Below are 14,381 nucleotides of genomic sequence, written 5' to 3'. Positions count from 1 at the left end.
TTGATGCCGTGAACCAAGGCCACGGGGTTCACCGTGGGGGAGAGCCCTGTGAGGGGGCGGCCGACTCGTGGGACGGGGTCGGCCGCCCCTGTTTCGTGTGCGCCGTCCGGCGTCAGGTCGTCTTGATCTGGCCGCCGTCGATGGTGAACTCGGCGCCCGTCACGTTGCCGGCGACGGGGGAGACGAGGAACGCGATCAGGGCGGCGACTTCCTCCGGTTCGGTGATGCGGCCGGTGGAGATGCCCATGCTGCGCGGCACGACCTCGTCCAGGGCCTCCTGGGCGGTGGTTCCCGCGGCCGCGGCCGTCTGGTCGGCGAAGGCCCCCGGGGCGGTCCAGAAGGGCGTGCGGACGGGGCCGGGGGCGACCGCGTTGACGCGGACGCCCCGCGGGGCGAACTCCTCGGACAGCGACTTCGTCAGGTTCGCCAGCGCGGCCTTGGCGGCCGAGTAGTCCACGACCATGGGGAAGGGGAGGCGCGCGTTGATGGACGTGACGTTCACGATCGCGCCGCCGCCCGCCTCCACCATGTGGGGGAGCGCGGCGCGGGTGGCGCGGACCGCGCTGAAGAAGGAGATCTCGAAGACGCGCGCCCACTCCTCGTCGTCCACCTCGAGGAAGCCGCTGCGGGGCTTCCCGGAACCCACGTTGTTCACCAGGATGTCGACGGTCCCGTGACGCTCCGCGGCCTGCCGCACGAGTTCGGCGGGGCCGTCCGGGGTGGAGAGGTCGACCGCCACGGGGGTCACCTCGTAGGAGTCCCGAAGGGCTTCCGCCTCTGGGGTGACGCTGCGGCTGCCCGCGACGACGCGGACGCCCTCACGTGCCAGCGTCCGGGTCACCGTCAGGCCGATGCCCCTGCCGGCCCCGGTGACGACCGCGACCTTGTCCTGGAGTTGCAGTTCCATGGGGTCCCCTTCGGGATGGGCGGGTGGGTACCGAGCCTGGGGGACGGCTGGCGGAGTCGCCATCGGAGCGCCGCCGGGTGGGTGCGGGGTGTGAGGGTGGGGTCGGATACGTGTCCTGACGCCCTGTTGGCGCCGGAGCGCCGTGCGGTGTGCGGTAGCGGTATCGACCGTGTGCGGCAGGGGACTTGACGGGGCATTGGTCTAGTCCTACCGTCATGCGTCCATCGCAATGTTCACGGGTGCATCCATGGTTCATCCATGTGAACATGCCGTCTCCTGGGAAGGCGTCCCCCCATGTCCCACAGATCACAAGCCCTCCTCACCAAGGGAATCTTGGCCCTCGTCGCGGCGCTGGTCGCCGCCCTCCTGGCCGCGCTGCCCGGCAGCGGTCGTGCCGCCGCCGCGCCGGCTGCCTTCAGCCACCCCGGCGTCCTGGTCAGCCGGACCCAACTCGACTTCGTACGCGGCAAGGTGCAGGCCGGGGCGCAGCCCTGGAAGAGCGCGTACGACCAGATGATGGCGTCGAACTACGCCTCGCAGTCGCGAACCCCCAAGCCGCGCGCGGTCGTCGAGTGCGGTTCCTACTCCAACCCCAACTACGGCTGCACCGACGAGCGCGAGGACGCGATCGCGGCCTACACCAACGCGCTGGCCTGGTACATCACCCGGGACGCCAAGTACGCACAGAAGGCGATCCAGCTGATGGACGCCTGGTCGGCCACCATCACCGACCACACCAACAGCAACGCCCCGCTGCAGACCGGCTGGGCGGGCTCGGTGTGGCCGCGTGCGGCGGAGATCATCCGCTACACCTACACCAGCTGGCCGAACGTGAACCGCTTCGCCACCATGCTGCGCAACGTCTACCTCCCGGAGGTCATCAACGGGTCCAAGAGCAACGGCAACTGGGAGCTCAGCATGATGGAGGCCGCCGTCGGCATCTCCGTCTTCCTCGACGACCGCGCCTCCTACGACAAGGCTGTCACGCGCTACCTCAACCGCGTCGCCGCGTACGTCTACCTGGACACCGACGGTGCGCTGCCCAAGACCGTGCCCGGCAGCGGGCTCGACACCCGGGACGAGATCGTCGGCTACTGGCAGGGTCAGTCCACCTTCGTGACCGGCCTGACCCAGGAGACCTGCCGCGACTTCACGCACACCGGCTACGGGATCTCGTCGATCTCGCACGTCGCGGAGACCAGCCGCATCCAGGGCGAGGACCTTTACCCGCAGGTGGGCGAGCGGCTGCGGCAGGCGCTCGGCTTCCAGTCCAAGTACCAGCGGGGCGCGGCCGTGCCCTCCTGGCTCTGCGGCGGGCACCTCAACCTGGGGCTCGGGCCGGTCACCGAGGTCGGCTACAACGCGATGCACAACCGGCTCGGCTACGCCATGACCAACACCCAGGCGCTCACCGAGTCCCAGCGCCCGGCCGGCAGCAACAACCTCTTCGTCGCCTGGGAGACCCTGACCCACGGCGATAACCTCTCCTGATCCTGCAGAGGTGAGCGGCGACGGAGGGAACAGGCCATGCCCGTACGTGTCGAGCGCAGCGGACCCGTCACCACGGTGGTGCTCTCGCGCCCTGAGGCGCGCAACGCCGTGGACGGCCCGACGGCGCGGGAACTGGCCGACGCCTTCCGTGAGTTCGATGCCGACGCCGGCGCATCCGTCGCCGTGCTGTGGGGCGAGGGCGGCACCTTCTGCGCGGGTGCCGACCTCAAGGCCATCGGCACCCCTCGCGGCAACGAGGTGACCGATGTGGCGGAAGGCGGGGACGGCCCCATGGGGCCCACCCGCCTGCGGCTGGGCAAGCCGGTCATCGCTGCGATCTCGGGCCACGCGGTGGCCGGCGGCCTGGAACTGGCCCTCTGGTGCGATCTGCGGGTCGCGGAGGAGGACGCGGTGCTCGGGGTGTTCTGCCGGCGCTGGGGCGTGCCACTGATCGACGGCGGGACGGTACGGCTGCCGCGGCTGATCGGCACCTCCCGGGCGATGGACCTGATCCTGACGGGGCGTCCGGTCGACGCGGCGGAGGCGTACGCCATGGGTCTGGTCAACCGGGTCGTCCCGCCCGGCGGGGCGCGGGACGCGGCGGAAAGGCTCGCCGCGGAGATCGCGGCCTTCCCGCAGACCTGCCTGCGGCACGACCGGCTCGCGGTGCTGGAGGCCGGGGGACTGGAGGAAACGGCCGCGCTCGAGGCGGAGTTGCGGCACGGCCGGGTGTCCCTCGCGGAAGCGGGGGAGGGTGCGGCGCGCTTCTCGGCGGGGGCCGGTAGGCATGGCGCGTTCGACGGGAGCTGACCGGCGCGGAACGACCGACGGGGGCCGATCCGCGCCGGTCACCCGGCTGCCGACCCGCGCCCATCACGTGCCTGTCGTGTGTGCTTCGGCGGATTCCCGTGTGTGGACCACGGACGCGCTCTGGACATCCGTATGTCATGGGCACTTAAATCTGGCACCGCCTCACCTCCGCACCCGGGCCCGCCCCACCGTGGCCGGACGCAGATGCGGGGACCGCGCACGCCCCCCACCAGAGGAGCACGATGCAGCCCAGCACCAGACGTGCCGCGACCGCGATATCCGCGGCGCTGGCCGCCACCGCCGTCACCGCCGCCCTCCTGACGCCGTCCGCGGCGTCCGCGGCGTCCGGGTCCGGTCGCCAGCTGCCCACCCGGGCCACCGGCGTCGCCCGCGCCGACGCCGCCGTCACCGCCAACGCCACCAGGCTCTCCGTCACCTCCGCGCAGGGCCGTACCGTCCGCGACGTCGTCACCGACGCGGACGGCGCCCAGCACATCCGCTACGACCGGACCTACCGCGGACTGCCCGTCCTCGGCGGCGACCTCGTCGTCCACCTCGCGCCGGGCGGGGCCTACGAGGGCGCCGAGCGGGCGACCCGCTCCGACCTGGCCGTGCCGAGCACCACCCCCGCCGTCAAGGCCGCCGGCGCCGCCGACCAGGGCCTGGCGGCGCTGCGTTCCGCCCACCGCGGGACCGTATTCCGGCAGGCCAAGGCCAAGCCGCAGCTCGTCGTCGACGCACTGCACGGCACGCCCCGCCTGGCCTGGCGCACCACCGCCGTCGGCCTCGACAGGCTGGGCAACCCCGCCGCCCGCGTCGTCCTCACCGACGCCCGCACCGGTGCCCGCATCGACGCCTGGGACGCCCTGGAGACCGCCACCGGCGACGGCAAGTCCCTGTACGGCGGCACCGTGTCCCTGGAGACCACCCTCAGCGCCGGCACCTACCAACTGAAGGACCCCACCCGCGGCAACACCTACACCGGCGACGCGCAGAACAAGACCGACCTGTGCATCTTCGGCATCTGCTTCTCCCGGGCCCCCGCGGTCCTGTTCACCGACGCCGACAACCACTGGGGCACCGGCACCACCGCCGACCGCGCGACGGCCGCCGTCGACGCCCAGTACGGCACCAACGAGACCTGGGACTACTACAAGACCGTCCACGGCCGCAACGGCATCGCCGGCGACGGCAAGGGCTCGTACAACCGCGTCCACTACGGCAGCAACTACAACAACGCCTTCTGGGACGACAGCTGCTTCTGCATGACCTACGGCGACGGCGACGGCACCACCTTCGGGCCGCTGGTCGCTCTCGACGTCGCCGGGCACGAGATGTCGCACGGTGTCACCTCGCGCACCGCGGCGCTCACCTACTCCGGGGAGTCCGGCGGCCTCAACGAGGCCACCTCGGACATCTTCGGCACCCTCGTGGAGTGGTACGCCGGCAACTCCTCCGACACCGGCGACTACCTCATCGGCGAGCGCATCGTGAAGTCCGGATTCGGCGAGCCCGCCCTGCGCTTCATGGACAAGCCCTCCAAGGACGGCAGCTCGGTCGACTGCTGGAGCTCAGGCGTCGGCAACCTCGACGTCCACTACTCCTCCGGCGTCGCCAACCACTTCGCCTACCTGCTCGCCGAGGGCAGCGGCGCCAAGACGGTGGGCGGTGTCAGCTACAACAGCCCCACCTGCGACGGCTCCACCGTGAGCGGCATCGGCCGCGACAAGCTCGGCAAGATCTGGTACCGCGCCCTCACGGTCTACATGACCTCCGGCACGAACTACGCGGGCGCCCGCACCGCCACCCTCAAGGCCGCCACCGACCTCTACGGCTCCACCGGCGCCGAGTACGCCGCCGTGGCCGCCGCCTGGTCCGCCGTCAGCGTCAACTGACACCCGGGCGGATCCCTGGACCCGTGGGACCGGCCACCGCCAGGCCGGTCCCACGGGCCCCTGCCATACTGGTCCCCGTGACCACAACCGACGCGTCGGCGGCGATACACGCGCACGTACGGGCCTTCAACGCCCGCGACCTGGACGCGCTCCTGACCGGTTTCACCGACGACGCCGTATGGATCACCGGCACCACCACGGTGCGCGGCCGCGCCGCGCTGACCGAACTCTTCGACGAGGCGATGCGCGGGCTGCTCCCCACGCTGGAGGTCCACGACCTCGTCACCGAAGGCGACCGCGCGGCCTGCCAGATGACCGAGACCCTCACCTACCGCGGTGAGCGCCGCACCTGCCCCATCGCCGCGTTCTACCTGCTCAGGGACGGGCGCATCGCCTCTGCGAAGGTCTACCGGGAGGGCAGCGCGGACGTGGCCTGAGCGGCGGCGTCAGGACGAACCGCGCTCCGTCCACGGCCGGAGCTTGTCCGGGTTGCGGATCGCCCAGATGCGGGAGACGCGGCCGCCGGTGATGCCGAACGCCGCCACCGTCACCGTCGTCCCGGCGTGCCGGGCGACCAGGCCGGGCCGGCCGTTGACCTTCCGCTCCAGCAGCGTCAGGCCCGGAGTCCTGCCGGCCATCTGGATCAAATACTGGGCGATGCGCTCGCTGCCTTCCACCGGACGGAGGACGGCACCGACCAGCCCCCCGCCGTCGGCGATCATCGTGGCACCGGGGTCGAGGAGGCCGACGAGGGCCTTGATGTCCCTGGCCTCCCACGCCTCCTTGAAGTGCCGCACCACACCGGCCTGCCCGGCCGCCGGCACCGCCGGGTTCTGCGCGTCGCGAATGCGCCGGCGGGCCGAGTACGCCAGTTGCCGGCAGGCCGCCGGCGTACGGCCGACGATTTCGGCCACCTCGGGGAAGGGGAACCGGAAGACGTCGTGCAGGACGAACGCCACGCGCTCGGCAGGTGTCATCGACTCCAGCACGACGAGGAAGGCCATGGTCACCGACTCGTCCAGGGTGACCCGGTCGGCGGGGTCGGCCGACTCGGCCCCACCGTCGGCGGTGGGCCCGACGGTCCACTCCGAGCGGTCCGGCAGCGGCTCGGGTATCCACGAGCCGACGTAGCGCTCGTGCCGGACCCGTGCCGAGCCGAGCAGGTCGAGGCAGATGCGGCTGGCCACCGTCGTCAGCCAGGCACCAGGCGACTCGATGGCCTCCTGCTGCGGCCGCGACATCGCGTACCAGCGGGCGTAGGTCTCCTGCACGGCGTCCTCGGCCTCGGCCAGCGAACCGAGCAGCCGGTAGGCGAGATTGATCAGATGGCGCCGCTCGCCGATGACCGCGCTCAGCTCCGGTTCGGCCTCGTCGTGCGCCGGCTGCAATGGGGTGCTCATGGTCGCGACCGCTCCCTGGTTCGTCGTTCGTCCCGTCCGCTTGCGCTCTCGCCACTTCGACGGAACACGGCCGCCGTTCGTCAGCCGGCGCATCGCCTGACAGTTCACGGGCCCGTCTCGTCGGAGTGACGGGACAGTACCGATCCGCCGCCGCGAGACAGAAGAGGGACCTCACACCATGGCCACACGGGTAACGGCAGAACACCGCAGCCTCACGTTCCTTCGGACAGCGGTCGCCCTGCAGACCTCGGCGATCTTCTTCCAGGCGGCCACCGCCGGGCTGCTGCTGTCCTCGTCCCACGGCGAGGTGCTGCACAGCGCCGGAGCGCGCGTGATGTACGGGGCCTCGATGCTGTACGTGCTCGCGGCGATCCTCGCGTGGCGACCGGGCGGCGGATCGCCCCGCCCCATCCTGTACGCCTCCGGCTTCCTGGCCCTCGCCTCGGTACAGGTGGTGCTGGGCATCGCCCACAAGCCGTCTGTCCACGTCCCCCTGGGCGTCCTGATGTTCGGCCTGAGCGTCCTGGCGCTGGGCCACGCGCTGTACACCCGCCGGTCGTAGCCGGCCCGAGCCGCTGCGCAGCGTCGAGCAGCACGTGCCTGCCGGCGGTCTCCTCGTCCGGAAGCGGGATGCCGAGTTCGCGCCTGGGCTTTCCGTCACCGTTCGGCCATGCATGGGCCAGGGAATTTCCGGCGCGTGCCGGAGGTCGGCACCGGACGGGCGGCCCGGCCGCCCCCGCATGATCGACTAGGAGTCGGAGCGCAGCCCCAAGGCGCTGTGCTGGATGACCCCGGCGGGCGCGTCAGCGGAGCCCGGCCGCGCACGCGTCAACTCCACCAGCCGCGAACGGAGGTCAGTCGCCGGTTCCCCGAGCACGATGGCACTGATCACCAACTCGAGCATCAGGCAGTCGTAGTCGTCGTTCGTGCCTCGATAGCGATCGGGATCACGTTCGACCACGGCATGGGTGATTCGCCGTCCGCCGCCGTCGACCGGCGTGAAGGTGGCCGCGAAGACTCCGCGACCGGTCCAGCTTCGATGCAGGAAGGCGACCTCGCCCTCCGTGAAGACGTTCCACTTCTCGTCCATGTCCCGCGCTGCGTAGCCGCGCTGGATCCGCTCCCAGTCCTCGTCCGACCAGATCCGCTGGGGCAGTTGTGGCAACGGATGAGGAGCCGATATCGGATGGATGCGGCGGGAGAACGTGGACCTGGTCACGCGTGCGTCAGCGGGCATGGCGTGATCCTACGGACGAACCCGGGCGTGACGGAATCCGCTCCCGGGGTTGCGTCCCTCGTCCATCCAGCGGGCGTCGTCGCCGACGGCGAGCGCGGCCACAGCCCCGGATCACGCGTCCAGGTCGTCCGGGTCGAGGCACGGTTCCAGGCGGCCCCGGACGAACGCGTTCGTCACGGTGATCCCGGCGTCCAGGAAGTCGTGCCGGGGCAGCACACCGGGCATGTGCCGCCCCAGCACCCGGAAGGGGAGACATTTGTGTCACAGGTCGAGCAGATGGATGCGGCGGCGGGACGAGGGGCTGCCGAGGGTGATCGCGGGGCGGGTTCTGGTGGGGGCGCCGGGGACGGCACGCTCGAGGTGGACGCGGCCGCCGAGTTCGACCAGGCCGTCCGGAGCGGGGGCGGTGAGGATCTGGGAGCCGCGGCCCTGGGCGATGTTGAGGGCGCGATCGAGGCGGTCGGTGAGCAGGAGCGCCGCCGAGCCGGTGGCCTCGACCTCGTCGACGCCGTCGCCGCGGCCGGGGAAGCCGCGGGCGCGCACGCGTCCGGCGGGCTCGTCCTCCCAGGCCCAGGCGTAGACCCACTCGCCGGGGGGCGGTACGGGCAGCGCGTCGACCTCCTCGGGGGAGTCGTACTGCCGGAGCGTGCGGGGCGGGGCCCAGGCGGGGCTGGCCTCGAGCCAGGTGAACTCGCCGTCCAGGCGGACGCCCACGACGCCGGCGGGGGTGATCAGTTCTGGGGCGTCCAGCAGCCAGGCGGCGCCCATGCAGGGGGAGCCGGCGAAGGGCAGCCGACCGTCCGCGGAGCGGATGTCGATGATGCCCCGCTCGGGGTCGTCGACGAACACGGTCTCGGTGAAGCCCGATCGACGCGCGAACGTCACGCGGTCCTGCTCGTCGGTGACGGCGCTTCCGTCACGCACCACGGCCAGCCGGTCGCCGTGGTCGCCGTCGGGTCCGCAGAAGACCCGCACTATGTCGTAGCCGGTCATGGCCGCAGCCTGCCTCATGACTGCGCGACGGGGGAGAGGGGAAGCGAGGCACCCAGCGCCGCGCTCCGGAGCGGGGTGATGCGCTCGATGACGACGGCCGCCAGGCCGGCCGCGGCGAGCATGCACGTCTCCGCGGCGACGAGGAAGGCCGGCGACCAGGGGTCCACGTGCGTGGCCACCAGGAGTGCGGCCGCGGCTGTCGCCGCCTGCGCGCAGCGGGCAAGCGGCAAGGGGGATGTGGGGGGCTTGCTGGACATGGTGGATGGCCTGTCTCGGGTCGTGCGCGGCTCCGGTGGACACGGGAGCGGAGTGATCATAGGGGTTGAGGGGCGCACGTGTGTACGGGTTACGGGTCCTCATCCTCGGGGCTGTACGTCCCCCACCACGTGGGCGAGCGTGCCGGCCGGGGCGGCGCGTTCGTCGGGGGGCATGCCGGGGTGGTGGCCCGCCGTCACGGGCAGCCCCGCGGACGCGGAGCCGGCGAGGGACAAGCGGGAGACGATGCGGTAGCGGTCGCCGCGGTAGAGGGAGTGCACGTACTCCACGGGGCGCCCGGCGGCGTCGCTGGTGAGCCGGTCGAAGAGGAGCGCGGGGGAGAGCACGGGCACGCCCAGCAGCCTGGCCTCCTCCTCGTTGGCCACCGTCGGTTCGATGGACTGCACGGCCTCGTGGACCCGGATGCCGTACCGCTCGCGCAGCCGGTCGTAGAAGTCCCCGGACTCCATGTCGGCCGCGCGCAGGCCCGGCACCAGCTCCGCCGGGACGTGCAGATACTCGACGGCCATCGGCTCGCCGTCGACGAGGCGGAGCCGGGCGATGTAGACGATCTCGGCGGCGGGCGACACCCGGAGCTTGCGGCCGACGCGGGCGCCGGCCCGCACCGTGGCGAACTCCAGGACGCGGCTGAGCCAGTGGCCGGAGGCCTGCGGCAGACTGAAGGCGTTCTCCCCCTGGGCGAGTTCCTGGGTGATCTTCGCGGGGGCGACGAACATGCCGCTCCCGTGGCGCCGGACGAGCAGACCGGTGGTGACCAGCTCGTCGACGGCCGAGCGCACAGTGGGACGGGAGACGTCGAGTTGCTCGCACAGGGCGCGCTCCGACGGGATCGGGGTGCCCGGTGCCTGTGACTCGACGAGTTCCAGGAGGTGGTCGCGGACCCGTTCGCGCTTCAGTGGCGACCGCGGTGCTTCCCCCGTCATGCGCCTCGCCCCTCTCCATGGCCGTGCAGTGCCGTGTCCATGAGGCTATCCAGTTGCTGACCAGTTCTCCAGAGTTTCAGGTATCACAAGAGGCTCCGACGCCCTGAATTCCCTTCTAGTTCGCGGACTTGACCCCTCATCCGGGCTATGCCACCTTGCCTTACCAGTGGAAGACCAGTTGCCAAGTGGTAAGCCCTCCCCCACGCGCTCCACCCGACTGGAAGGGGTCCCCATGTCAGGACCGTTCCGCACCACCGCCCGGGTCCGCACCGCGATGGCCGCCTGTGTGACGGCGGGTCTCGCCTGTGCCGGGCTCGTCGCGCCGCCCGCGTCCGCCGCGGCGGCCACGCTCACCGCGCAGTACCGGACGAGCGCGTCCGGGGCCACCGCGGACCAGGTCGAGCCCTGGCTCGAGATCACCAACCGGGGCACCTCGTCCGTCCCGCTCAGCGAGGTGACCCTGCGCTATTACTTCGAGGCCGACAGCCCCACCACCGCGTACCGCTTCGCGTGCTCCTGGGCGGTCAAGGGGTGCGCCAACATCACCGGCACGTTCGGCAACCTCGCCAACCCCACCGCCACCGCCGACCGTTACCTGGAGATCGGTTTCACCTCCGGCGCGGGCTCGCTCGCCCCCGGGCAGAACACAGGCGACATGCAGTTGCGCTTCCACCGCGCGGACTGGCAGCGCCTGACGCAGTCCGACGACTACTCCTTCAACGGCTCCCAGACCTCTTACACCGACTGGGACAAGGTCACCGTGCAGCGCGGCGGCTCGGTCGTCTGGGGCACCGCGCCCGCCGGCAACGACCCCACCGACCCGCCCACGGATCCGCCGGCCGACCCCAACGCGCCCGCGCTCTTCGACGACTTCGACTACACCTCGAGCAGCGACCCCGCGCTGCAGAGCCACGGCTGGACCGTGAAGTCCGGCCAGGGCGGTCCCGGCGTGCCGGGCGCCACCTGGTCCCCGCAGGACGTCACCTTCGTGGCGGGCACGGGCAGCGACAAGGTCATGAACCTCCGCCTCACCACCGACGGCACCGCCGCCGGCACCAAGGAGAGCGAGATCCAGACCACCGCCCGCAAGTTCCGCAACGGCACCTACGCCGCCCGGGTGCGCTTCAACGACACCCCCACCGGCGGTCCCGACGGCGACCACGTCGTCCAGACCTTCTTCGCCTTCACGCCGCTCAACGCGCCGATGGACCCGAACTACAGCGAGCAGGACTTCGAGTACCTGCCCAACGGCGGCTGGGGCGAGCCGAGCAACATCATGTACACGACGTCCTGGGAGACCTACAACCCGGACCCGTGGAACGCGGTCAACACCCACTCCGAGAACCGCCAGAGCTACGAGGGGTGGCACGACCTGCAGATCACCGTCGACGACAGCGCCATCACCTACTCCATCGACGGCCAGGTCTTCGGCACCCACGGCGAGCCCTACCTGCCCGAGACCAGCCAGTGGATCGACTTCAACCACTGGCTGATCGACCTCACCGGCCAGACGGGCGGCACCACGCGCTCGTACGACCAGCAGGTGGACTACGTCTACTTCGTCAAGGACCAGGTGCTGACCCCCGCACAGGTGGCGGCCAAGGTGGCCGCCTACCGCAGCGCGGGGACCGTCTTCACCGACACCGTCCCGGGCGGCTGACCGGGCCCCGTGCCGCCGCCCACCGCCACAGGGGCGCGGTGGGCGGCGGCACGGACCGTCCCTACGGAAGCGACCGGCAGTACAGCGCGTCCGGGGTACGGGAGGAACCGAAGCGGCCGGTCCAGGCGATGCCCGCGGCGTACTCGCGGTCCTCGCACTGCCAAGCCACGACGCGTACGGTCGAGTACCCGGCGGACGGTTTGACGATGATCGGGCACCTCGCGCTCCCGGCAGCTATCGACCGCCGGCCCGCGGTGCTGCTCGGACCAGAGGGCATGGGACTCAGCGACGTCGAGCGCCGCCGGGCCGATGCTCTCGCCGAGCTGGGATGCGTAGCGCTGGCCTTCGACCTTCACGGCAGGCGCTATTTGGGCGACCCCGAGGAGATGCTGGCCCGGTGCATGCCACTGCTCGCTGATCCCGACCGGATGCGGCGCATCGGCCACGCGGCACTCAACGAGTTGCGCACCGAGCCCCGGACCGACCCCGATCGGATCGCCGCCGTCGGCTACCACCCACAGCACGCGCAGCGAGCCTGGCGCGACGTCGTCGACCTGCTCGCCGAGTGCCTGCCCGTGACGGAAGATCTGCGGGCATGACCCAGGCAACCAGCCTGGCGCCAGGCCTGGCTCGCGTCGTGCACTGACAGTCCCCTCCCTTCAAGTCCGCACAGCAGAACCACATTCGAGCGGATGCTCGATCACAGAGAAGCGTTCGCAACTGCCGCAGTAAATAACGGATTTACTGCGACGGAGCCCCTGCCATGATCGTCGCGATCTGCGGCGGTCCGTTTCGGCCGCCAGGGCGAGGTGTACGCATCCTCCGCGCCCGCTCCTGGTCGTAGGGGTCTGGGCCGGGTTCGGCGAATACCTCTTCCATTTGCTCGGGATCTGCGCTGCGCCACAGTGCAGATCCCGAACCGTGGTCACCGTGCGCGGGGCCTGTCACCTCCGATACCGCTGCGCCACTGCCGCGAAGGCGGCCTTGGGTTCCCATTCCATGTCGGGGTAGGTCTGCCCCCGGCGCCCTTCGAGGAGTTTGACGATGCCCAGGCCGGCCCGGTCCAGATCGTCCCTGGGGTCGCCGTCCGGGCGGTGCGGGTAGCCGGGCAAGGAGAACAAGAACACAAACGCGCTGTCCACGCCCTCTGCCTCGAAGATCTCCAGCAGTTCGCTCAGATATGCGGCCTGGCCGGCCTCGTCGCGCTCGTATATGCCGTTGAGCCGTACAGGGGCCTTGGTCTCTGGATCGTGCTCGACCACTTCCAGCACCCGCCCACCTCGGTCTCCCGCGCCGCGGTAGGCCGCGGTGCCGAACCCGGTGATAGCGAGCGGCTTGGGACCTTGGGCCAGGGTGTGCACCGCGTCCCGGAATCGGTCGGCGACGCCGGCGGAGCGGATCAGCTCGAACGTCACCATGTCGAAAGGAGTCCAGTCGACCTGCTCGAACTGGATGGATGCGTAGGTGAGCTTGCCCTGGAAGCGCTCGCGGACCGTGGCCGCGGCGTCGCGGAGGAATGTGTTGATGCGCACGCCGAGCTCGCGCATCGCTTCGGCCCGGCGCTCGGGTTGGCTCATCAGCTGCTCGACCCGCTCCTCGGGGCTCTCTCCGGGCAGGAACCCGCGGTTCATCACGCTCAGCTCGACCCCTGCGACGAACACGACTGTGGCCCCCTGCTGCCGGAGCCGTTCCGCTCGCTCGGCGCAGTCGCGGAAGAGCGTGAGGATCTGCTCCGGATCCAGCTCTAGCGGATAGGGCGAGAACCAGACCTCCAGGCCGAGCTCGGCGGCGGCACCGGCGGCTACCTCCAGTCGGTCCGGGTCGCCGCCGATGATCTGGACCGCGTTGCAGTGCAGGTCGTCGCGGATGATGGCGAGCTCGCGCCGGACCACCGCGAGGTCGAAGTGCTCGCGGGATGTCTGGCCATGCACGACGAATCCGGTGTCGTAGGTCATGCCTCTTGCTCGCACGGTGACGCCTCTCTGTCGGTCTCGGTTCGGGTCGAGGCTGACAGTAAAAGTGCGCGTACGCAAGTTTGCGTGCGCGCATTCTTCTGTGGAATGCTGACACCGTGACGACACCACCACCAGGGCTGCGGGAGCGGAAGAAGCAGGCCACGCGCGAGGCGCTACGCGAGGCGGCCCTGCGTCTGGCCGTGGAGCGGGGACCGGACCAGGTGCGGGTCGAGGACATCGCCGACGCGGCCGGGGTCTCGCCGCGTACCTATAACAACTACTTCGCCAGCCGTGAGCAGGCGATTGTCTCCGCTGTTACGGCGGACCGGGAGGCGCGGATCGCGGCAGCGGTCGCAGCCCGGCCCGCAGGAGTACGCCTGGCTGACGCCGTCACCGAAGCAGTGGTCGAGCAGTACACGAACACCAGTGAGCGTGAACACGAGGCGCTGCTGCTGATCACCACCCGCACCACGCTGCGCGACGCGTTCCTCGATACCACCGCCGGTATCGAGCCCCCTCTCACGTCGGTGATCGCCGAACGCCTGGGCGATGCCGGGGCGCACACAGCCCGCGTTCTCGCGGCGAGCGTGGCCGCGGCGGTTCGCATCGCGTTGGAAAGCTGGCTCCGGCCGACTGGGAACACAGGGGCCATCGAGAGTTTCGGCGCCGGAGGATTGGTCGTGCCCTCCGGCTCACTGCCCGACCAGCTTCGCGTGGCGCTGGCCCCGCTCGCGCCCGCGTTCGAGGCCGCCGAGCGACGAACCCAACCGTGAAGTCGACTCAACCGGTCTGTGTGGTTCCTACTCGACCCAAGACGAGGACCCCAACAATCAC

Annotated in this window: 16 protein-coding genes; 8 read left to right on the top strand and 8 right to left on the bottom strand. The window is 70.9% G+C overall.

Annotated elements, in window-relative coordinates:
- Window positions 1-112: 112 nt before the first annotated feature.
- The gene (locus tag ACRWNP_RS14530) at window positions 113-907 is read right to left on the bottom strand and encodes an SDR family NAD(P)-dependent oxidoreductase (protein ID WP_431961617.1); all 795 of its coding nucleotides are present in this window, start codon (window positions 905-907) and stop codon (window positions 113-115) included.
- 294 nt (window positions 908-1,201) lie between these two features.
- Here ACRWNP_RS14530 and ACRWNP_RS14525 point away from each other — a divergent pair, with 294 nt between their 5' ends.
- The 4 genes from ACRWNP_RS14525 to ACRWNP_RS14510 all read left to right on the top strand — a co-directional run bounded on the left by ACRWNP_RS14525 (window position 1,202) and on the right by ACRWNP_RS14510 (window position 5,540).
- Window positions 1,202-2,398, top strand: a complete 1,197-nt coding sequence (locus tag ACRWNP_RS14525; protein WP_431961616.1) for an alginate lyase family protein — start codon at window positions 1,202-1,204, stop codon at window positions 2,396-2,398.
- A 36-nt stretch (window positions 2,399-2,434) separates the two neighbouring features.
- Window positions 2,435-3,208 carry a crotonase/enoyl-CoA hydratase family protein gene (locus ACRWNP_RS14520; protein WP_431961615.1) on the top strand — a complete coding sequence of 258 codons (774 nt, stop codon included), beginning with the start codon at window positions 2,435-2,437 and terminating at the stop codon, window positions 3,206-3,208.
- A gap of 242 nt (window positions 3,209-3,450) precedes the next feature.
- Window positions 3,451-5,103, top strand: coding sequence for a M4 family metallopeptidase (locus tag ACRWNP_RS14515; RefSeq protein ID WP_431961614.1), 1,653 nt, complete (start codon window positions 3,451-3,453; stop codon window positions 5,101-5,103).
- 77 nt (window positions 5,104-5,180) lie between these two features.
- Complete coding sequence (locus ACRWNP_RS14510; protein ID WP_431961613.1) at window positions 5,181-5,540, top strand: nuclear transport factor 2 family protein; 360 nt, start codon at window positions 5,181-5,183, stop codon at window positions 5,538-5,540.
- Between the two features lie 9 nt (window positions 5,541-5,549).
- Here ACRWNP_RS14510 and sigJ read toward each other — a convergent pair whose 3' ends face one another.
- Window positions 5,550-6,503 carry an RNA polymerase sigma factor SigJ gene (gene sigJ, locus ACRWNP_RS14505; RefSeq protein ID WP_431961612.1) on the bottom strand — a complete coding sequence of 318 codons (954 nt, stop codon included), beginning with the start codon at window positions 6,501-6,503 and terminating at the stop codon, window positions 5,550-5,552.
- A gap of 178 nt (window positions 6,504-6,681) precedes the next feature.
- Here sigJ and ACRWNP_RS14500 point away from each other — a divergent pair, with 178 nt between their 5' ends.
- Window positions 6,682-7,065, top strand: coding sequence for a hypothetical protein (locus ACRWNP_RS14500; protein WP_431961611.1), 384 nt, complete (start codon window positions 6,682-6,684; stop codon window positions 7,063-7,065).
- A 186-nt stretch (window positions 7,066-7,251) separates the two neighbouring features.
- Here ACRWNP_RS14500 and ACRWNP_RS14495 read toward each other — a convergent pair whose 3' ends face one another.
- The 5 genes from ACRWNP_RS14495 to ACRWNP_RS14475 all read right to left on the bottom strand — a co-directional run bounded on the left by ACRWNP_RS14495 (window position 7,252) and on the right by ACRWNP_RS14475 (window position 9,932).
- Entirely contained in the window at window positions 7,252-7,668 is a 417-nt protein-coding gene (locus tag ACRWNP_RS14495; RefSeq protein WP_431961666.1) for a hypothetical protein, read from the bottom strand.
- Between the two features lie 183 nt (window positions 7,669-7,851).
- On the bottom strand, window positions 7,852-7,980 hold the full coding sequence (locus tag ACRWNP_RS14490) for a DUF5959 family protein (protein ID WP_431961610.1): 129 nt from the start codon (window positions 7,978-7,980) through the stop codon (window positions 7,852-7,854).
- A 21-nt stretch (window positions 7,981-8,001) separates the two neighbouring features.
- Entirely contained in the window at window positions 8,002-8,733 is a 732-nt protein-coding gene (locus tag ACRWNP_RS14485) for a PhzF family phenazine biosynthesis protein (protein WP_431961609.1), read from the bottom strand.
- 14 nt (window positions 8,734-8,747) lie between these two features.
- A complete protein-coding gene (locus ACRWNP_RS14480) occupies window positions 8,748-8,990 on the bottom strand; it encodes a hypothetical protein (RefSeq protein ID WP_431961608.1) in 243 nt (80 codons plus the stop codon).
- A gap of 99 nt (window positions 8,991-9,089) precedes the next feature.
- Window positions 9,090-9,932 (bottom strand): GntR family transcriptional regulator, encoded by an 843-nt coding sequence (locus tag ACRWNP_RS14475; protein WP_431961607.1) that lies wholly within the window; start codon window positions 9,930-9,932, stop codon window positions 9,090-9,092.
- A 232-nt stretch (window positions 9,933-10,164) separates the two neighbouring features.
- Here ACRWNP_RS14475 and ACRWNP_RS14470 point away from each other — a divergent pair, with 232 nt between their 5' ends.
- A complete protein-coding gene (locus ACRWNP_RS14470; protein WP_431961606.1) occupies window positions 10,165-11,592 on the top strand; it encodes a cellulose binding domain-containing protein in 1,428 nt (475 codons plus the stop codon).
- Between the two features lie 206 nt (window positions 11,593-11,798).
- Window positions 11,799-12,191 (top strand): dienelactone hydrolase family protein, encoded by a 393-nt coding sequence (locus ACRWNP_RS14465; protein ID WP_431961605.1) that lies wholly within the window; start codon window positions 11,799-11,801, stop codon window positions 12,189-12,191.
- Window positions 12,192-12,536: 345 nt separating this feature from the next.
- Here ACRWNP_RS14465 and ACRWNP_RS14460 read toward each other — a convergent pair whose 3' ends face one another.
- Window positions 12,537-13,547, bottom strand: a complete 1,011-nt coding sequence (locus ACRWNP_RS14460) for a hypothetical protein (RefSeq protein WP_431961604.1) — start codon at window positions 13,545-13,547, stop codon at window positions 12,537-12,539.
- A 116-nt stretch (window positions 13,548-13,663) separates the two neighbouring features.
- On the opposite strand from ACRWNP_RS14460, the gene ACRWNP_RS14455 reads away from it, so the two are divergent.
- Window positions 13,664-14,320 carry a TetR/AcrR family transcriptional regulator gene (locus ACRWNP_RS14455; protein WP_431961603.1) on the top strand — a complete coding sequence of 219 codons (657 nt, stop codon included), beginning with the start codon at window positions 13,664-13,666 and terminating at the stop codon, window positions 14,318-14,320.
- Window positions 14,321-14,381: the final 61 nt, after the last annotated feature.

The organism is Actinacidiphila sp. bgisy160 (genome assembly GCF_965342435.1).
Lineage (GTDB): Bacteria > Actinomycetota > Actinomycetes > Streptomycetales > Streptomycetaceae > Actinacidiphila.
This window is presented reverse-complemented; position numbering and strand designations above follow the sequence as displayed.